Consider the following 18,764-nt stretch of genomic DNA (forward strand, 5'->3'; position numbering starts at 1 on the left):
GATCACATGCGGACCTGACACACCGTCGACGATTCGGCCACGGTGTGTAGCCGCGCGCATACGTAACCGTCCGCGGTGACGGTGAGTCAACAGGGCGCGCCGAGTGCACCGTGCCCCGCGCGCTGCGGGCTCCCCCGGAACGCACCCGGTCGAGCAGAGGGAGCTCAGTCGAGGACGACGGGTTCGCCGGTCAGTGCGACGCCCGCCCGGCGCATCTCCCCGATGGCGCTGTCGGTGCTGTCGGCGGCGACACCGGCGGTGTAGTCCAGCAGGACGCGGACGGCGAAGCCCGCGCGGACACCGTCCAGCGCGGTGGCCCTCACACAGTGGTCGGTGGCGATGCCCACGACGTCGACGTCGCTGACGTTCCGCGCTCGGAGCCAGTCGGCCAGCGGTGTACCGTCCTCGGCCGAGCCCTCGAAGCCGCTCTTCGAGGCGGAGTGCGCCCCCTTGTAGAAGACTTCGTCGACGGCCCCGGAGTCCACGGCGGGCGCGAAGTCGGGGTGGAAGGCGCTTCCCTCGCTGCCGGCCACGCAGTGCACCGGGAAGGAGTCGCGGTAGTCGGGGTGGTCGGAGAAGTGGCGGCCCGGATCGATGTGGTGGTCCCGGGTGGCGACCACGTGCGCGTAGTCACTCGCGGTGGAGTTCTGGACCAGGCCGGCGATGGCGCCGGCCCGCTCCGCGCCGCCCTTGACGGGTACGCTGCCACCCTCGCAGAAGTCCTTCTGCACATCGACGACGATCAGTGCACGGTGCACGCTGCAACCCTTCCTCGCTGGGACTCGGGCCCCATCCGTGCCCGCCCCGCCGCCGCGGAGTGCGTCCCGGCCCGGTCATTCACCCGACCGCACCCCGCCCACTTCCGGCCGTTCCCAGATCCTGCGGTAGGCCTCGCGGTAGCCCGGCGGGTCCCAGGCGGTGACCCCGGTGCTGTTGGCGGCGGTGGCGACGTGGACCGGTGCGACGTATCCGCTGGCTGGGTCGCCGGCGAAGGCGCGGTTGAACTCGTCGACGACCTGCCAGCCCTGTTCGGTGAGCGGCTCGGGGACGGTGGCGGCCTGGAACTGCCTGCTCCGGATGCGCTGGAAGGCCGAGGGGTCGCCGTCGCCCGCGCCGATGTTGAACGGGGCGCCGTCACCCGGCTTGCCGGCCGCGCGCAGGGCGGGTGCGGCATCGGCGAAGTAGAGGTCGTTGATCGCGGCGGAGAAGGTCCACTGGCCCTGGAAGCGGGCGAGCAGCGAGGAGACCTCCTGGGGCGTACGGCCGCTGGCGTCGGCGATCGGAATGTTCGCGGAGGCCAGCAGCCTGACGTTGGGACAGTCGGCGAGACCGCTCTTGATCAGGTCGGACTTGTTCCTGGCGAACGGGATCGAGTCATCGGTGAAGACCACCACCCCGGCGTTGCCGTTGGACTCCGCGATGACCCAGTCCGCGGTGATCCGGGCGACCTCCGTGACGCTGGTGGTGACGTTGCTGAAGAGTTTGGGGTTCTGGCTCGGGCCGGGGGTGGCCTCCGCGTGCCAGCCGACCAGCGGGAGGTGCGCCGCTTCGGCCTGTGCCAACTGCTGCGCGGTCAGGGCGGGATCGAAACCGCCGATGACGATGCCCGAGGGTCTGAGGTCGATCGCCTGGCTGAACGCCGCCTGGATGCCGACCGGCGTGCCCTGCCCGTCGATCACCCGGACACTCCATCCGATGACCGCCGCGGCCTCGGCCACGCCCCTTGCCACGCCGGCGACGCCCGGGTTGGTCATGGTCTGGGCCACGAAGACGATCGTCTTGCCGGGTACCGCCGCAGGACCGCTGGTGGGGCCCCTCCAGGCGAGGTCGATCCGCTCCGCCTGCTGGACGTCGGACTTGGCCCGGTCGAGGACGGCCGGGCAGCCGGCTCTCGTCGGCCCCGCGGTGGCGGAGCCGGTGCCGGTCGACACGCCGCGCTGGCAGCAGGCCAGCAGACCGGCCGCAGCCAGCAGGGCGGCACCCCTGACGGCCCTACGGTTCACCGGGCGTCCCGGGGCGCGGCGGCGTCCGCCGGGGCGTGCCCGTTCCCGGCGGCGTCGGCGCGCAGCCGGCGGCGTGCGGAGTAGCCCGCCAGGCCGACCGCGACCAGCAGGGCCGCGCCGTTGAACAGCGGGACGGTCCAGAAGTCGGCGCCCAGTTGGCCGATCCCGGCGAGCCCGATGGCGAGGACGGCGACGGCGACCACGGTTCCCAGCGCGTTGGCCCGGCCGGGCCTGATCGCGGTCGAGCCGAGCAGCGCGCCGACGAAGGCGGGCAGCAGGTAGTCGATGCCGACGCTCGGGTTGCCGATCTGCTGCTGGGCGGCGAGCAGGACGCCCGCGCAGCCGACGACCAGTCCCGATCCGGCGAAGGCGTACACGCCGTACCGACGGATCGGGATGCCGACGAGTTCGGCGGCACGGGTGTTGGAGCCGATGACGTACATGTACCGGCCCAGCGGCAGCCGTTCCAGCAACAGCCACAGCGCGGCGGTGAGCACGACCACGTAGGAGGCGGACACCGGCAGGCCGAGGAACTTGGAGTCATAGAGGTCGGTGAAGCCTGCGGGCAGGCCGCCCGGGCCGGGCACGATCCGGGCGCCGCCGGTGATCCAGCCGGTGAAGGCGTACAGGATGCTGCCGGTGCCGAGCGTGGCGATGAAGGAGTCGATGCGGCCGTACTCGACGACCAGGCCGTTGAGGACGCCGAAGGCCGCCCCGCCGGTGATCACCGCCAGGCAGGCGAGGGGCCAGGGCCAGCCGCCGACGATGAGCTGCAGTGTCAGGACGTGGGCGAGCCCGAGGCCGTAGCCGATGGAGAGGTCGAACTTGCCGGTGACCACCGGGATCGTGGCGCCGAGCGCCAGGAGCGCCGGGATCGACTGGTTGGAGAGGATGGAGGAGATGTTGTCCAGGGTGGGGAAGGTGTCCGGCAGCACCACGGAGAAGACCAGGAACAACAGGGCGGCGAGGGCCGGCAGACCGTAGGTGCCGATGAGGTGGTGGCCGCGCGGCCACCGGCGGGAGCGGTTTGCGGTCATCGGTCCTGGTGCTTCAGTCGACGTCGCCGCCGCTGACGGCGGGCATGGCCGAGGCGGCGCGGGTCAGCCCGGCGACGGTGAGGGCCGCGCCGGTCAGTTCGCGGGTCACCCTCCCGCGGACGAACACCAGGGCGCGGTGGCACACGGTGGTGACCTCCTCGAAGTCGGTGGAGCTGAGCAGCACCGCGAGGCCGGCGGCCAGTGCCTGGTCCAGCAGGCGGTAGAGCTCGGCCTTGGCGCCCACGTCCACGCTGGCGGTCGGCTCCTCGAGGACCAGCAGGCGGCGGCGCACCCGGAGCCAGCGGCCGAGCATCACCTTCTGCTGGTTCCCGCCGGACAGCGTGGCGATCGGGGCCTCGCCGTCCCTGGGGCGTACCGAGAAGCGTTCGATCAGGGTGGCGGCCTCGGTGCGCTCGCGCCTGGGGCTGATCCAGTGCGGCGCCGGCCGCTCGCCCACCCCGGGGTTGGCCAGCAGGTTCTCACGGACCGTCAGTTCCGGTGCGCATCCTTCCTCCTGGCGGTTGCCGGTGACGAAGCCGACGCCGGCGGCGGCGGCCGCGGCGACCGTGCGCGGGGCGTAGGGCCTGCCGTCGAGCAGGGCGTACCCGGCGCGGATCGGCCGGGCGCCGGCGAGGGCGCGGCCCAGGTCGAGGTGGCCGGCGCCGGTGAGCCCCACCATCGCGAGGATCTCGCCGGCGTGGAGTTCGAGGCTCACCGGTCCGGCGTGCTCGGTCCGTACGCCGTGCAGGCTCAGCACGACCGGGCCGCTGGGGGTCGTGGCGCGGCGGTAGCCGGTCGGCTCGCGGCCCACGATGTCGTGCACCAGGCGCCGGGGGCTGTGGCCGGCGAGCGGGCCGGAGCTGATCAGGCGGCCGTCGCGCAGCACGGCGAAGGTGTCGGCGACCCGGTACACCTCGTCGAGGCGGTGGGTGACGTAGACGATGCCGTGCCCCCTCTCACGCAGGACGTGCAGCACGTGGAAGAGCCGGGCGCTGTCGGCGGCGGGGAGGCTGGCGGTCGGCTCGTCCAGGACGATCAGCTCCGCCCGCCTCGCCAGGGCGCGGGCGACGGCGACCAGCGAGCGCTCGGCCGGGGCCAGGTCGGCGATCCGCACGTCGGGGTCCAGGTGTCCGGCGACGGTCCCGAGGGCCTCGGCGCAGCGCTCCCGGGTCTGCCGCCAGGAGACCAGGCCGTGGCAGCGCGGGTAGCCGGTGCCCAGCGCGATGTTCTCGGCGACCGTCATCCACTCGACCAGCCCGAGGTCCTGGTGGATGAAGGACATGCTCCGGGTGGCGGCCTCGCTCCCGATCGGGTGGCCGGCCACCGTCACCTCCCCCTCGTCGGCGCGCTCGACCCCGGCGAGGATCTTGATAAGGGTGGTCTTCCCGGCACCGTTCGGACCGAGCAGGGCCAGGACGCTGCCGCGGTGGATGTCGAGGTCGACTCCGGCCAGTGCGCGGGTGCCGCCGAACCGCTTGCCGAGACCGCGGATGCGGACGAGCGGGCCCGCCGAGGCGTCGCCCACCGTGGTGTCGGGAGCGTCATGCATGGACCTCTCCAGGGCTCGGCCGCCAAGGGCCGTTGCCGCTGCCCCACCGGATCGCGCCGTCTCTCTCGCGGTGCACCGTTCCTACCAGCTGAGGCCCGGCCGCCGCACCGCCGACACACGGTTTCGCCGAGCCGCGTCGCTAGATGGCGGGTATGTCAGCCAGGTAGCTCGCGGACAGGTCCGGAAGGTCTCCGGATGGCTCCACGGCGCACTCGGCCCAGATGACCTTGCCCCGGTCGGTGTAGCGGGTGCCCCAGGCCTGGGCGAGCTGGGCGACCAGGAACAGGCCGCGGCCGCCTTCGTCGGTGGTGGCGGCGTGGCGCAGGTGCGGCGCGGTGCTGCTGGCGTCGGAGACCTCGAAGATCAGCGTGCGGTCGTGGATCAGTCGTACCTGGATGGGCTCGCTGCCGTAGCGGATGGCATTGGTGACCAGCTCGCTGAGCAGCAGTTCGGTGACGAAGGCGACCTCGTCCAGGCCCCAGTCTCCCAGCCTGCGGGTGACGGCGGCGCGGATGTCGGCGACCCGGGCGGGATCGGCGGGCACGTCCCAGGTGGCGATCCGGTCGCAGGGCAGCGCCCGGGTGCGGGCGACGAGCAGTGTGACGTCGTCGACGAGCCGTTGGGGGACCACGGTGTCCACGATCGCGCGGCAGGTTTCCTCCGGAGAGCTGTCCGGGCGGGCCAGCGCGCCGCGCAGCCGGTCGAGCACGGTGTCGACGTCGCACCGGCGGTCCTCGATGAGCCCGTCGGAGTAGAGCACCAGTCGGCTGCCCTCGGGGAGGTGGAACTCGGCGGTCTCGAAGGGCAGGCCACCGAGGCCCAGCGGTGGCCCGGCGGGCAGCTCGGGGAGCGTCACCGTGCCGTCGGGCCGGACCACCGCGGGCGGGGGGTGGCCGGCGCGGGCCAGGGTGCAGCGCTGGTTGGTCGGGTCGTAGACGACGTACAGGCAGGTGGCGCCGATGATGCCGGTGCGGTCGGCGGCGGGTTCCGCGTCGTCCTCCTCACGGTCGAGGCGGCCGACGAGGTTGTCCAGGTGGGTGAGGAGTTCGTCGGGGGCGAGGTCCAGCTCGGAGAAGTTGTGCACGGCGGTGCGCAGCCGACCCATGGTGGCCGCGGCGTGCAGGCCGTGTCCGACCACGTCGCCGACGACCAGGGCGACCCGGGCGCCGGAGAGCGGGATGACGTCGAACCAGTCGCCGCCGACACCGGACTCGGCGGGCAGGTAGCGGTGGGCGACCTCGACGGCGCTCTGCTCGGGCAGGCCGCGCGGGAGCAGGCTGCGTTGCAGGGCCAGCACCATGCTGTGCTCGCGGGTGTACCGGCGGGCGTTGTCGATGCAGATGGCGGCGCGGGTGGCGAGCTCCTGGGCCAGCGAGCGGTCGTCGTCGCCGTAGGGGGCGAGGTCCCGCGCACGGTAGAAGCTGGCGATGCCCAGGACGACGCCGCGGGCGAGCAGCGGGACGGTGATCAGGGAGTGGACGCCCAGGGCGAGGATGCACTCGGCGCCCTTGGGGGTCTGGGCCTGCCAGCCGGCGGCCGTGCTCAGATCGGGTTCCAGCACCGCCTGGCCGCTGGTCAGGCAGCGGACGTGCGGTGTGGTGGGACGCAGGTCGACCCGTGTGCCGACCGGGTAGAAGGGGCAGTCATCGGTGACGCCGTGGACCACGGTGCGGTGCAGGTCGCTGCGCGGATCGGCGGACTCCTCGCCGCGCAGGACGGCCTCGGGCAGGTCGATGGTGACGTAGTCGGCCAGCCGCGGGACCGCCATCTCGGCGAGCTCCCAGGCGGTGCGGGTGACGTCCAGGGTGGTGCCGATCCGGGTGCTGGCCTCGGAGAGCAGCTCCAGGCGGCGGCGGGCCGCGACGGCGTACTTGCCGACGCCGGGCTCGCCCACGAGCAGCAGTCCGGCGGAGACGCGGCGCCCGGTGGCACCGCCGGTGGCGCGGGTGTCCGAAGTGCCGCCGGACGGGCGGGCGTCGATGGGGCACGACGGGGCGGCTTCGGCGGGGCCGGGCGGCGGGGCGGGGCGGGCGGGCGGGGCGATGGTCATCGGGAGGCTGAGCTGGTCGCCGAGGCGGCCCGGAACGGTGAGCTGCGGCCGGATCGAGCCGCTGTGCAGGACCACCTCGATGACGACGCCCTCCACCCCGGAGCTGCTGGTCACCGGGTGGCTCATCAGGGTGACCCGCCGGCCGCGGGACAGGGTCACCTCGACGGCGGCCCGCTGGGCCCGGGAGATGAGCTCGGTGGCCTGCTCCGCGAGGAGCACCTGGTCGTTGCGGTCCAGTCCGCTCTGGGCCAGCTCGTCCACCCCGAGCAGACGCCGCCCGTCCCCGGCCGTCTCACCCGCTTGCACCGGGCGGCCGGAGTCGAGGTAGGCCCGCAGCAGCGCGCGCTCCCGCGCCGAGCTCTGCGTCAGGAGCCTCTGTTCGATCACGGCGGCCGCCTTTCGGACCACGGTGTCCAGCGCCGGGTCGGCGTAGCTGCGGGGGAAGCCGAGGCAGAGGACCCCCTCGATGCGTCCGCTGAGCGGGTTGCGGACGGGGATCGCCGAACAGCCGTTGACCTGCGATCGCTCGGCGAAGTGTTCGGCACCGTAGACGTGGATGAGTCGCCGTTCGGCGAGGGCGAGACCGATGCCGTTGGTCCCCCCGTACTGCTCGGCGAACACGAAGCCGGGAAGGCTCTGGAACTCGGGCAGGGTCTTGGCCATGGAGATCTCACCGAAGCGGCGCTGCAGCACCGTACCGGTCTCGTCGGTGAGGGCCACGTTCATCCGGCTGCCCGCGAACCTGGCCGCCAGCCGGTCCAGCACCGGTACGGCCGCACGGACGAGCCGGCCGTCCGGTTCGAAGTCCGGCCGGTACGGCAGCTCGATCCGGTCCGGTGAGAGCCCCAGCAGCTGGGAGCGCTGCCACGAGTCGAGGATGAGGCTCCGCACGTGGCCCTCGACCGTCCCGTCGTGCAGGAAGCGCTCACGGACCCGTGCGGGGCCTATGCCCGCCTCGCCGGCACCTGTCACGATCGCCACGGCACTCACACTCCGGGAGCTGCCCCCTTCGAAGCAATATTAGGACTTTGACCACGAAGCGGATTCCTCAGCGGATTCCCCGCGCCCGGCCGGGCCGGGACGCCGCGGTGGCAGCGGCCCGGCAGCCACCGCATCATCGGCTGTACGGGGGAGACGGGACGGAGGAGCGCCATGAACGGTTCTGCCGTCCCACCGAGGCCGCCGGCCGGGGATCGCACGCCTCCCGCAGGCGGTGTCGCGATGACCCGTGACGAGTTCGACGCGCTCTTCGAGCGGCTGCGCCGCGACCGCCTCCCCGGCCTCCCCGGACGGACGCAGCGCGTGGTGGCGGCCGGTCTGGTACGCACCGGCGAGGTCGTCGCCATGGGCCGGCCGTGGGACAGCGTGCCGGGGCCCGACAACCGCAGGCCCGCGCTGCACCTGATGACCGAGCTGGCGGACGTCACTCCCCCGGAACCGACCGTGCACAAGGACTTCCTCGCGTCCGACTTCCACGGCAAGTCGCAGACGCACCTGGACGCGCTCTGCCACATCGCGTACCGGGGGCTGCTCTTCGCGGGCGTACCGGCGCGCGAGGTCGTCTCATCCCGGGGCGCCTGCTACGGCGCGGTGACCGACCTGCTGCCGGGGCTGGTGGGACGAGGGGTACTGCTGGACGTGGCCCGGCTGCGCGGCCGGGCCTGGCTGGAGCCGGGCGAGGCGGTCGAGGGCCCGGAGCTGCTCGCCTGCGCCGAGCGGCAGGGCAGCCCGCTGCTGCCCGGCGACATCCTGCTGCTCCGCACGGGCCATCTCGCCCGGCGGCGCAGCCTGGGAGCGTGGGATGCGGACGGCCTCAGTGCGGGGCTCCACCCCGGTGCGATGCACGTCCTGCACGAGTCGCGGGCCTCGGCGCTGGGCGGCGACGGCGACAGTGACGTGCGTCCGAGTCCCGTGCCGGGTGTGCACTCACCGATCCATGTGCTGGCCGTCACCGCCATGGGGCTGCCGCTGATCGACAACATGGACCTGGAGGCGCTGGCCGAGACCTGCGCCCGCACCGGCCGCTGGGAGTTCCTCTTCCTGGCCGCGCCCCTGAACATCCCCCACGGCACCGGCTCACCGGTCAATCCGCTCGCCCTGTTCTGACCGGGCCCTGCTCTCACCCGGAGCATCTGGAACTGTCAATCCAGTTGTGTGCCAAGGCGGTTGAGGCGGCGGGTCAGGCCATGCGGCGGGGAATTTGACGCATCCGTCGGGCGGCTCCGCCCGCTCGGTGCCCCGTGGGAGCCCGGGCGGCCCAGGCCGGTGGGTGCCGCGGCCGGGGCCACCCGGGGATCCGGGACGCGTCGGTCCGCTCAGCTGCTGCCGTTGACCACGGCGTTCTGGACCGCGCCGACGGAGAGCTGGCGCTTGGCGAGGACGCTGTCGTAGGTGCCGTTCCGGACAAGCGTGTTCATCGCCTTCGTCAGGACGTCCCGCAGCTTGCTGTCGCTCTTGCGGAGGGCTATCCCGTAGGGCCGGGGCTGGAACTGGGCACCGGCGACCTCCAGGCTCTGCCCGCCGTCGACACTCTGGGCGCTGTACTGCGCCTTCGGGTAGTCGGTGAGGTACACGTCTGCGTCGTCGCTGGTCAGGGCGCTCAGCGCCTTCTCGTCGGAGTCCGTCTCCGTGAGCTTCAGCGGCTTGTCGAGGCGCGCGCACGCACCCTGCTGGCTGAGCGCGAAGTCGTCGTGGATGGTGCCCTTCTTCACCACCAGCGTCCGGCCGCACAGGTCGTCCAGCTTGGTGATCTTCTTGGGGTTCCCCTTGTGGACCACCATCCCGAAGCCGGCCATGAAGTAGTCGACGAAGTCGACGCCGTCGTTGACCGGCTTGTTGTCCTTGTCGACGCCCTGCTCGCGCTCCCGGGTGTCGGTGATGCCGGACATCGCGACGTCGTACTTCTTGCTCAGCAGCCCGGGGAGCACGTTCGCGAAGGGGCCGACGTCCTGGAACTCGAGCTTGACGCCGAGCACCTTCTCCAGGGCGCCTGCGAGATCGGGGTCGAGGCCGCTCGGCTGTCCGTCCGGGCTCTTGAAGATCACCGGGGCGGCGGTGAGCGACGCACCCACCTCGATCACCCCGGCCTTCCGGATCGCCTCGGGCAGCTGGTCGTGCAGTGAGGCACTGCCACTGCCGCCGCTGCCCGAGCTGCAGGCGCTCAGCAGGAGGGCGCCGGTGACGACAGCGGCGATGGCACCGCAGCAGCGGTTGGTGAAGGCGGTCATCTTCGAAAACTCCCGGGTGGTCGACGCATGTGCCGCAGGTTCGGGACATGGTGGACACAGGTCGCGTCGACCGCACCCCACCGGCCCCGCTCCGGTGAAAACGGCACCCCGCGCCGGCACGGCCAGGCCAGAACCTGGCGGCGTCCCGAGGCGGAGCCGGTCAGACTATAGACGAGCCCGGTCACACGTTCGTCCAGCGGAGGTCGCGACCAGGTGTCGGCACCGCTCCGACACCGCCGTCACCTCCGCCGCAGGTGGCGCCCGTCACAAGGCCCCGGCCCCGCGCGGCCGGGGCTGCGCAGGGCCGGGGCCGGGGCCGAGGCCTACGCCTGGCGGGACCAGACGGCGGTCGGGCGGTCGTCCCGGAGCACGTCGTCGGTGTGGTCACCGCCGTGGGTGATGGCGATGACCCGGTACTGGTCCTGGTGGAAGACCCAGTACCAGTGCAGGCCGCCGGCGTTCTGCCGGCCTGGGACGGGGTGGAAGGCGTCGACCCGGGTGACGCCCTCCAGCGACTGCCAGGCGGTGAGCTTGCGGTCGTCCCGCCGCAGCCTGTCGGGGTGGGCCTGCCCGGAGCGGCCGATGGAGATCACCCGGTGCCGCTGGCCCACCGGCGTGGTGTGGAACATCCAGTACCAGTACGTGCCGTCGCTGCCGGGCTGCCCGTCGGGGAACGGCAGGAAGGCGTCCACGTGGGTGACCGGGCTGCTGCCCCCGAACGACGCCCACCTGCTCAACGGCAGGTCCTCGCCTGCCGTTTGAGGGGTGTACGGGTCGGTGTCCGCGATCGTGACGTACCGGTAGACCTGCTGTCCGCCCACCGTGTGGAAGACCCAGTAGCTGCTCTTCCCGTTCACCCGCTGCTCGTCGGGCACGGGCAGGATGGTGTCGAGCTGGGTGACGCCCTTGAGGGCGGGCCAGGTCGGGTACGGGCCGACGTTCTTGACGACCAGTGCGGTGCGGTCGCCGACGTCGCCGGTGGTGAGCTGTCTGATCTCGGTGCCGCCGGTACCGATCACCCGGATGGCGCCCTGCTGGAAGGTCCAGGCGCCGCCCTCGACGTCCGGCAGCGGGATGACGGCGTCCATCGGCAGGTTCTGCGACTGGGGCGGCTGCGTCGTGACGCCCGGCCCGGTCTCGGTGACCGCGCCGGTGAGCCGGCCCTGGGCGAGCAGGCGCAGGGTGCTGATGGACGGGGTGAAGGCGTAGAGCGCGCCACGGGTGCGGACGAACGGCTTGAAGTCCAGTGTGGTGGTCTGCCGTTCGCCCGAGGGGGCCGTGCCCTCGTAGCTGACCCGGCCGTCGTTGACGGTGGCCAGCTGGCCGCTGACCATCGGGTCGGGACCGGGCTTGTTCTCGCGGCCGGGCGGGAAGTCCGCGTCGTTGATCCAGTCGACCTGGATGAACTCGAACTGGCCCACCAGGTCGGCCTGGTAGCAGACGAACATCAGACCGCGGGGGGCGTCGGGACCGTTGTCCGGAAGGTCGCTCGTCGGGTCGAAGGGCTGTCCGTACGGGGCACCGCGGCGCATGATCCGGCGGGCGTCGATGAACCTCTCGTCCACCGGCGTCCCCCCGGCCGCCAGCCCTGCACGCGGGTTGGTCTTGCGCAGGTGGGAGAAGAGCGGGGTGGTGAGGCCGTCCGGGTCGTCCGTCCCGTGCAGGAAGTCGAAGTCGTTGTCCGCGGCGGCGCCCGGGTCGTCGGGCTGCCTGTCGGGGTGCTTGCAGACCGGCGCGCCGTTGCGCCAGCGGCCCACCAGGCGGGCGGCGAACCAGTCCCGCTTGGTGTCCTCCGGTACGGCCTTGAGGTCCTTCAGCCGCCTGAGCTGGGCGTCCACCTGCGCCCACCAGCCCGCGACGTCCTGCTCCAGCCGGCGCACCACCTGGAAGGAGCCGTTGTGCATCCAGGACGGGATGGTGGCCGTGGCGGCGGTGCCCTTGTCGTGCTCCGGGGCGAGCGGCTTGCCGACGACGAACTCGCCGGCCGGGATGAGCCGGGTGCCGGGGTGCTCCTTGGCGAAGCCCCTGCGGTTGGGATCCTCCTCGTCGAAGCCCGCCACGGCGGGCTCGCTGACCCCGTCCTTGAAGCCGAAGTGCTCCTTGCCCCGCTTGGCACCCGGCAGGGCCACGCCCTCCTGTTCGAAGACGATCATCGCGCCGGCCTGGCCGGCGGCCAGGCGCTGCTCGTCCAGGGCGGCCTTGAGCCCGTTCTGGGTGTCGGAGGCGACGGTGAGCACCGCGTGCACGGCGGGGTGGTTGGTGTCGCCGAACACCCAGAACCCGGGGGCGCTGTCGTCGGTGTCGCCGAGGGCCTCCACCCGGCCGGGGTCGGCGGGCCCCTGGATGAACGCCTCCAGGGTGTCGCCGGTCTTGGCCTCGGCATGCAGCAGGTCTGCCTGCCCGGTGAGGAACCGCAGGCCCTGGTAGGTGAAGCTGAGGCCCAGCCAGGTGGCCTTCAGGGTTGCGGGGTCGTCGCCGCCGGAGGACTTGCGCGCCTTGCTGAACTCCTGGTTGAAGGCGGCGACCTGCTGAGTGGTGGCGATCTTGGGGGTGATCCGCTCCAGCCAGCTCCGGGCCGCCATGGCGTTGCCGAACTGGAGGAGCAGCAGTCTGACGTAGTCCTTCTTGAAGCCGGCGATGATGTCGCCCTGGATCTCGGTATCCTGACGCAGGCTCAGATCGTTCATCGATTGGTCCGTTCGTTGACTCCGCCGGGTTGGGCAGACCCCGGGTGGCGCTTCGCGGCCGCCGGCCGCGAACCGGCCACCCGGGGAGTCGGGTAGGGGCTCAGGCGTTGGGGTTGAGCTGGACCCACTTGGCCTCGCTGGGCACGCCGGCGTCGTTGAGCAGGAAGAGCATGTAGAAGCCGGGAGGGGCGTCCTTGGCCGAGGCCGGGGTCTGCAGGACGAGCTGGCTGCCCGCACGGCCGGTGATCCTCAGCTCCAGGCGGCGCTGGCTGGTGTCCACCGAGTGCGTGGAGGTGATCGGCGCGACCAGGACGGCACGGGTGGCCTGGGTCGGGGTGTTGGTGTTGACCCGGAAGGTCGCGTTGTAGTTCAGCGGGTCGGTCGGCGCGGTCCGCAGGCTGGGCCGGTCGCCCTGGTGCAGGTACGGGGGTTCGTAGATCTCGATGGTGCCGTTCAGGCCCGACTTGATGTCCGGGTTGTTGGCGATCTGCTGGAGTTCGTCACCGGTGATCATGATCCGGCCGTCCGGCAGGATGACGGCGTTGGAGTGGTAGCCGCGCGGCAGGCGCTGGACCGGGCCGAGGGTCCACCTGCCGCCGGCGTCCCGCAGTTCGGTCTGGCGGTACTTCGGGTCGGCATTGGGGTTGTACGGGCCGTTGCCGTAGTCGCGGATGTCGTAGGCGCCATTGACGGTGAACAGGTTGCCGTTGGGCAGGACGAGGGTGTCGTCCTGGGTGCGGCCGAAAGCCCGCGGGGTGTCCTTGGTCCACTGGCCGCCGGAGAACCGGTAGGTGTTGGGGTCGTTGCGGTTGCCGCCGAGCACCAGCACGGAGTCGGGGCCGCTGGTGCCGTTGGGCAGGGCGACTGCGGAGCCGTAGTTGCGCATGCCCCCGTCTGGGCGGTCGGGCAGTGAGGCGCGGGTCTCGTTGGCGGGGTCGAAGACGAACTGCTGGTCGGCGTCGCGCCCGAAGCCGTACACCTTCCCGTCGTTGAGGGAGAACAGGTGCGGGTAGTCCATCCGGTACGGGGCGTCCGCCTTCCACTGGTCCAGCGCGACGCCGTCGGGGGCCTTCGACTTGTCGAAGAACACGCCGGTGCCCTTGGCCGGGAAGCGTTCGATGACCGGGGTCGGGGTGCCCCAGCCGAGTTCGGACTGGCCGGACATGATGAGCTGGCGGCCGTCGGCGCCGGTGACGGCAGTGGGGTACCAGCGGCCCACGGCCATGTCCTGCTCCTGGTGCCAGGTCTCGGTCCAGGGGTCGAAGACCAGGGCGAGCTTGGCGCCGGTGCCGCCGTTGCCGCCGAGGTTGCCGCCGAAGACGCCGACCATGCCGTTGGGCAGGTAGGAGTGGCCGGCGCAGAAGAAGGGTGCGGGGCGCGGTTCGTCCAGACCGTCGGGCATGTTGACGACGGGCGGCGGGACGGCCGTGAAGGAGTCCAGACCGGTGCCCTTGGCCGGGTCCCAGAGGTAGGCGCGGCCGGCGTTCTGCTTGCCGATCACATCGGTGGGGGCGGGTTCCTTCTGCGGATTGTCCTCGACTGCTTCGAAGGAGAAGATCAGGACCTTCCCGGTCGGCAGCAGGGCGATGTGGTCGCCGTACTCCGGGGAGGAGAAGTAATCGGTGAACCTCCCGAACTGGGCAGGATCGAAGGCCGCGTTGGTCTTCGCCTGCGAGTCGGTCAGTGCCTTCAGGCGCAGGGTGCGGGTGGTCTGCGGGTAGCCGGTCTGGACGGCCCGCAGGCCGATCCGATCGCGGGCCTCGGCCTCGGCGGCGGGCCGGCCGAGCGCGGCCACCTCTGCGGGCCGCACCTCCGCCTTCACCTGCTCGTCGGTGATGCGCAGCGCGCTGGTGCCCGCGAGGCCGTCCAGTGCGGCGGAGGAGGCCGACACGGGTGTGGTCAGGACGGTGGTGGTCGACAGGGCGAGCGTGGCGGCACTGGCCGCGAGTACCGCTCTCAGTCTGCTGCGGGACATGGAACTCCTCACGAGGTGTCGGTCGGGGCCGCGAAGCAGCCACCCGGGAGACAGCAATGCGCGGTCAGTACAGCACTCCACGCAGTTGTTCGTACGCAGACACCCCAGGTGTTTCATGATCGATCATCGACACGCCATCACTTTGCGTGTCGCCCCGACGGGTCATCACGGCCGTGCTGAAATGGCCGGAAATCCCCCCTCCCCACGACAGGAGTGACACGTGTTCAGCAAGTCCGGGATCGCGATGGCCGCCGCGGCCACAGCCGCGCTCCTCGCGGCCACCAGCGGCGGCGCTGCGGCGACCACGCGAGCGACAGTCCAGCCGCACACCGTGACCGGGGACGTCATCGAGGGCGGCGCCGACGGCAAGCCCCACCTGCTGCTCTGCCCGCCCGAGGAGAACGCGTTCGGCGGCGGATTCAGCGTAACTCCAGGCGCTGGCCGCCGACTTGACCGGCAGCCGACCGACGTTCTGGAGGACCACCCCAACGACAACGGCAGCGGCTGGATCGTCGCAGTGCGCAAGTACGACTGCCCTCCGGAGGGCGTCGAGGGCCGGCCCAGGCCGGCGAACCTCACCATCCGCGTCGTGTGCACCGAAGGCGAGAACACCCCGAGCGGCTGACCCCCGGCGCACCGACCGGGCCGTCCGGTCGGACCTCCGTAGCCGGACACCCCGGCTCCGGCTACGGACACGCATCCCGTCCGGCCGCAGCACCCCGGGCACCCCGCGAGGCCCCGGCTCCGCCCCTGCCCGCCGCGGGCCACAGCGCCGGGTGCGGGCGGTGCGGCTGAGGACGGCGTACCGGGCGAGGGCGGAGACGAAACCGATGAGTGATCACGGCGGCGGCGATGACGGCTTCGGTTCGCCGCCTCGCCTGCGGTCGCCTTCGGTCATCCGGCGGCCTGGACAGGACCCGTCTCGAACACTCCGCATACCTGCAGCCGGTAGGGGATGAGCATCTGCTGGAAACCGGCCGGCGGATAGATGCCGAGGTAGTCCGAGGTCCGCTGACAGGCCAGGCCGGTACCCGCGTCATTGGTGCGTATCGTCGCGCTCACCGTCCGGCCTGGTCGTACGGCAACCGTGGTCACCGGGCTGCCGTCGCGGGATGCCGGGCTGCCGATCTGGTGGTGGTTGACGTCCAGCACGCTCACTCCGGGGAATCCACGCAGGGCGCAGGTGCGCGTGGAGGTGTTGGTGAAGTTCACGGGGACGAGGATGGATCCTGCGGCGCCTTGTTCCTGGCCGACCGAGAGGCTTAAGCCGGCGGCCTGGCAGGTGGGGGTGGCGGGTGCGGCCTGGGCTGCGGGTACCGTGCCGACCGCGGCGGTGGCGGCGGCGATGAGTGCGGTGACGGTCAGTGCTGCTCTTCTCTTCCTAGGGAGCATGGCGGAACCTCCGTTGGCTGGGCAGCCGCCGGTGTGGCGCCTGCCACAACTCCAGGTTGCGACCACCCGGGCGTGGGCGCAGCTCGGCTGCGCGGTGGCGGTCACCGGGCCTCCGGGACGGGCCGCTGCACGTCGGCCGCAGCTACTACTCACCGCCAGAGGCGCTCACCAAGAGCGGCACCCTCCGGGACGCCGGGGAGGACGTAGGAAACGGCCGAGGCGGTGTGCTCCAGGAAGGGGTTCAGGGCGTCGCGGGCGGCGAGGCGGGTCTGGACGCGGGTGAACTGGGCGGGGTCACGCATGAAGGCGCAGAAGAGGAGCCCGCGGTCGGCCGGGCCGTCGTCGTAGCTGTAGCCGCGCCGGAGCATCCGGGCGCCGCCGTCGAGGCGGGGACTGGTGAGGCGGACGTGGGCGGTGGCCGGGATCACGTAGGAGCCGTCCGGGTTCTTGGCGTAGATGTCCGGGTCGTCATGTTCGACGGTGCCGGTGAGGGGGGAGCCGTCGCCAGCACGGCGGCCCATCGCCAGACCGCGCCGGCCTTCGGGGAGGGCGGCGAAGGCGGCGGTGTCCATGCGGATGCGCCGGTAGACCAGGACGGTGCCGTTCTCGTGCGGTCCCGGCGGGCCCCAGACCCACTGCCGCGCGGCCGCGTCATCCGGGTTCGCCGTGCCGTCCTTGAAGCCGAACAGGTTCCGCGGTGTGACGCCCGGGGCCGTCCGGGGCAGGAAGCCGGACTGCGACCAGCGGGGCTCGGCGCCACCGGCGTGGACGGCCGTCCCGACGATCTCGGCGACGACGGCCAACGTCCATTGGTCCGCGGCGCACAGCTGCAGCAGCAGGTCGCCGCCGCCGCGCGCCGGGTCGAGGCGGTCGCCGGGGAACGGCGGCAACTCGGCCAGCGCGGTGGGGACGTTGAGGCCAAGCCGGGCGGCGAGCGCGGGACCCACGCCGACCAGCGAGGTGAGCCGGGTCGTACCACCGCTCTCCAGACGCGGGTCGGGCGGAGTGTCGGAGGTCGCGGCGAAGAGGGTTCGGGTCAGCGCGGCGAGGACGTTGCGCAGGGTCTCCCGGTCCGCTGCGGCGGAGGTCTGCGGGAGGTCGAAGGCGAGCAGCCGCGTCGCAGGCTGCTGAGGAAACGTCACACCGGCCTGTTGGGCGCCGTGGAAGGGAATCGCGGCTGCGGGAGGCGGCGCGTCGGAAGCGGCACCGCGGCTGGACGTGCGATCGCCACCTGCCAGCTCGTCGGCCGTCGCGCCGATCCCGGCGGCGAGCACCGCCCCGGCCGCGAGCAGCGCCCTTCGCCTCCCTAAACCGGTCGCGGCAGATCGGGCCGACTCGTGCGCATTTCCCGGTTCGGTAGGCATGCGCGCTATTGGAGACGATAGAACACCTGTCATGCAAATCCTGTCTCCTGATCGCCTGTTGACCCGTACGCAGCCCCGACCGGCGCTGTTCCGGGCGGCGGCGCTGCGGTGCCTGCCGGTGCTGGTCGCCTCGGTCGCGATGGCGGCCACCGGGTGTTCCTCGACGGGTTCGAACTCCAACGACGCCAAGCACCCCGCCGGGAGCGTGCTGCGGGTGCCGGAGGACTTCTCCACCATCCAGAAGGCCGTGGACGTCGCTCGTGAAGGCGAGACGGTGCTGGTCGGACCAGGTGTGTACCGCGAGAGTGTGCACGTCACCAAGCCCCGCGTCGTGTTGCGCGGGACGGACCGCAACACCGTGGTCCTCGACGGCGGGCTGCGGCTCGTCAACGGCGTCACCGTCACCGGGCCCGGCTCGGTTGTGGAGAACCTCACCGTGCACCGCTACCTTGCCAACGGCGTCCTGTTCACCGGCGTCACCGACGAGCGGCTGCAGCAGCACGGCGCCGGCGGCTCGGCGTACAACCCGCTGGACACGGCCCGCTTCCCGGTCATTCAGGGATTCCGGGCGACCCGGGTGACGGCCTACGACAACGGCCTGTACGGCATCTACGCCTTCGATGCGCGCGGCGGCGCGATCGAGGACTCCTACACCTCCGGACAGGCGGACTCCGGCATCTACGTCGGCCAGTGCAAGCCCTGCGACACGGTGGTGCGCGGCAACACGGTGGAGCACAACGCGGTCGGCATCGAGCTGACCAATGCCTCGGACGGGCTGTCGGTGCTGGGCAACCGCGTCGTCGGCAACCGGGTCGGCGTCACGGTGAACTCCAACGACCTGGAGGCGCTCGCCCCGCAGCACGGCGCGGTGATCGCGGGCAACGTCGTCGCCGACAACAACGCCACCCAGACCCCGGAGCAGGCGGACGGGGGCTTCGGCATCGGCATCGGGATCGGCGGCGGTACGGCGAACCAGGTGCTGCGCAACCTCGTCCGGGGCAACAGCGCCGCCGGGGTGATCATCACCGATCCGCCGGGGCATCCGGCGAGCGGCAACCGCGTCGAGGACAACCGCACGGAGGGCAACGGCGCCGACCTGGTCCTGGCCTCGGCCGACACCGGCAACTGCTTCACCGGCAACCAGCCCGCCGTCCAGAGCCCGGACGGCCTGGAGAACCCGGCAGGGTGCGGCGGCCAGGGCCGCGGCCCGCTGCCCGGTGGCCGGCCGGCCCCGGTCCAGGCGCCGCCCGGGATCCCCTTCAGCCAGGTACCGGCCCCGCCCACCCAGCCGTCACTGCCGGACCCGACGGCCCCCGCCCGCCCGGCCACCAACCTGCCGGGGGCCGTCGACCCGAACACCTATCAGCTTCCGACCGACCCCGCCGCCGTACCGCAGCCGCGGAGTTGAGTGCGGCAACACTGCGGAGCTCACCGGCTTCGGCCAACGTGCCGATCCACCGGGACAGTTGAGTAGTACGAG

The 18,764-nt window shown here is 72.2% G+C and carries 13 protein-coding genes; 3 read left to right on the plus strand and 10 right to left on the minus strand.

The window, feature by feature from the left end:
- Nucleotides 1-164: 164 nt before the first annotated feature.
- The 5 genes from ABD369_RS26745 to ABD369_RS26765 form a co-directional block, all read right to left on the minus strand.
- Entirely contained in the window at nt 165-758 is a 594-nt protein-coding gene (locus tag ABD369_RS26745) for an isochorismatase family protein (protein WP_344639106.1), read from the minus strand.
- A 75-nt stretch (nt 759-833) separates the two neighbouring features.
- Complete coding sequence (locus ABD369_RS26750) at nt 834-2,003, minus strand: substrate-binding domain-containing protein (protein ID WP_344639107.1); 1,170 nt, start codon at nt 2,001-2,003, stop codon at nt 834-836.
- Nucleotides 2,000-3,040: an ABC transporter permease gene (locus ABD369_RS26755; protein WP_344639108.1), complete on the minus strand. Its 1,041-nt coding sequence runs from the start codon at nt 3,038-3,040 to the stop codon at nt 2,000-2,002. Before ABD369_RS26755 ends, ABD369_RS26750 begins: the two co-directional genes overlap by 4 nt.
- 13 nt (nt 3,041-3,053) lie before the next feature.
- Nucleotides 3,054-4,589, minus strand: a complete 1,536-nt coding sequence (locus ABD369_RS26760; RefSeq protein WP_344639109.1) for a sugar ABC transporter ATP-binding protein — start codon at nt 4,587-4,589, stop codon at nt 3,054-3,056.
- Nucleotides 4,590-4,728: 139 nt separating this feature from the next.
- A complete protein-coding gene (locus tag ABD369_RS26765) occupies nt 4,729-7,620 on the minus strand; it encodes a SpoIIE family protein phosphatase (protein ID WP_344639110.1) in 2,892 nt (963 codons plus the stop codon).
- Between the two features lie 240 nt (nt 7,621-7,860).
- Here ABD369_RS26765 and ABD369_RS26770 point away from each other — a divergent pair, with 240 nt between their 5' ends.
- Nucleotides 7,861-8,745 carry a cyclase family protein gene (locus ABD369_RS26770; protein WP_344639111.1) on the plus strand — a complete coding sequence of 295 codons (885 nt, stop codon included), beginning with the start codon at nt 7,861-7,863 and terminating at the stop codon, nt 8,743-8,745.
- Nucleotides 8,746-8,954: 209 nt separating this feature from the next.
- Here ABD369_RS26770 and ABD369_RS26775 read toward each other — a convergent pair whose 3' ends face one another.
- The 3 genes from ABD369_RS26775 to ABD369_RS26785 form a co-directional block, all read right to left on the minus strand.
- Nucleotides 8,955-9,866 carry an ABC transporter substrate-binding protein gene (locus ABD369_RS26775; protein ID WP_344639112.1) on the minus strand — a complete coding sequence of 304 codons (912 nt, stop codon included), beginning with the start codon at nt 9,864-9,866 and terminating at the stop codon, nt 8,955-8,957.
- A gap of 323 nt (nt 9,867-10,189) precedes the next feature.
- On the minus strand, nt 10,190-12,553 hold the full coding sequence (locus tag ABD369_RS26780) for a Dyp-type peroxidase (RefSeq protein WP_344639113.1): 2,364 nt from the start codon (nt 12,551-12,553) through the stop codon (nt 10,190-10,192).
- A gap of 100 nt (nt 12,554-12,653) precedes the next feature.
- Nucleotides 12,654-14,528: a galactose oxidase early set domain-containing protein gene (locus tag ABD369_RS26785; RefSeq protein ID WP_344639114.1), complete on the minus strand. Its 1,875-nt coding sequence runs from the start codon at nt 14,526-14,528 to the stop codon at nt 12,654-12,656.
- A 220-nt stretch (nt 14,529-14,748) separates the two neighbouring features.
- On the opposite strand from ABD369_RS26785, the gene ABD369_RS26790 reads away from it, so the two are divergent.
- Entirely contained in the window at nt 14,749-15,153 is a 405-nt protein-coding gene (locus ABD369_RS26790; protein WP_344639115.1) for a hypothetical protein, read from the plus strand.
- Nucleotides 15,154-15,422: 269 nt separating this feature from the next.
- On the opposite strand, the gene ABD369_RS26795 is transcribed toward ABD369_RS26790, so the two are convergent.
- Both ABD369_RS26795 and ABD369_RS26800 read right to left on the minus strand, forming a co-directional pair.
- A complete protein-coding gene (locus ABD369_RS26795) occupies nt 15,423-15,920 on the minus strand; it encodes a DUF4232 domain-containing protein (RefSeq protein ID WP_344639116.1) in 498 nt (165 codons plus the stop codon).
- Between the two features lie 149 nt (nt 15,921-16,069).
- Nucleotides 16,070-17,284, minus strand: a complete 1,215-nt coding sequence (locus ABD369_RS26800; protein WP_344639117.1) for a Dyp-type peroxidase — start codon at nt 17,282-17,284, stop codon at nt 16,070-16,072.
- A gap of 58 nt (nt 17,285-17,342) precedes the next feature.
- On the opposite strand from ABD369_RS26800, the gene ABD369_RS26805 reads away from it, so the two are divergent.
- The gene (locus ABD369_RS26805; protein ID WP_344639118.1) at nt 17,343-18,692 is read left to right on the plus strand and encodes a right-handed parallel beta-helix repeat-containing protein; all 1,350 of its coding nucleotides are present in this window, start codon (nt 17,343-17,345) and stop codon (nt 18,690-18,692) included.
- The last annotated feature ends 72 nt before the right edge of the window (nt 18,693-18,764 follow it).

The sequence above is a fragment of the Kitasatospora cystarginea genome (assembly GCF_039533515.1).
Classification (GTDB): Bacteria; Actinomycetota; Actinomycetes; order Streptomycetales; family Streptomycetaceae; genus Kitasatospora; species Kitasatospora cystarginea.

What these genes read in the sequence shown, in the direction of transcription:
- ABD369_RS26800 (WP_344639117.1), bottom strand. Translation starts at nt 17,284, where the DNA reads ATGCCTACCGAACCGGGAAATGCGCACGAGTCGGCCCGATCTGCCGCG.
- ABD369_RS26795 (WP_344639116.1), bottom strand. Translation starts at nt 15,920, where the DNA reads ATGCTCCCTAGGAAGAGAAGAGCAGCACTGACCGTCACCGCACTCATC.
- ABD369_RS26775 (WP_344639112.1), bottom strand. Translation starts at nt 9,866, where the DNA reads ATGACCGCCTTCACCAACCGCTGCTGCGGTGCCATCGCCGCTGTCGTC.
- ABD369_RS26785 (WP_344639114.1), bottom strand. Translation starts at nt 14,528, where the DNA reads ATGTCCCGCAGCAGACTGAGAGCGGTACTCGCGGCCAGTGCCGCCACG.
- ABD369_RS26755 (WP_344639108.1), bottom strand. Translation starts at nt 3,040, where the DNA reads ATGACCGCAAACCGCTCCCGCCGGTGGCCGCGCGGCCACCACCTCATC.
- ABD369_RS26780 (WP_344639113.1), bottom strand. Translation starts at nt 12,553, where the DNA reads ATGAACGATCTGAGCCTGCGTCAGGATACCGAGATCCAGGGCGACATC.
- ABD369_RS26760 (WP_344639109.1), bottom strand. Translation starts at nt 4,589, where the DNA reads ATGCATGACGCTCCCGACACCACGGTGGGCGACGCCTCGGCGGGCCCG.
- ABD369_RS26770 (WP_344639111.1), top strand. Translation starts at nt 7,861, where the DNA reads ATGACCCGTGACGAGTTCGACGCGCTCTTCGAGCGGCTGCGCCGCGAC.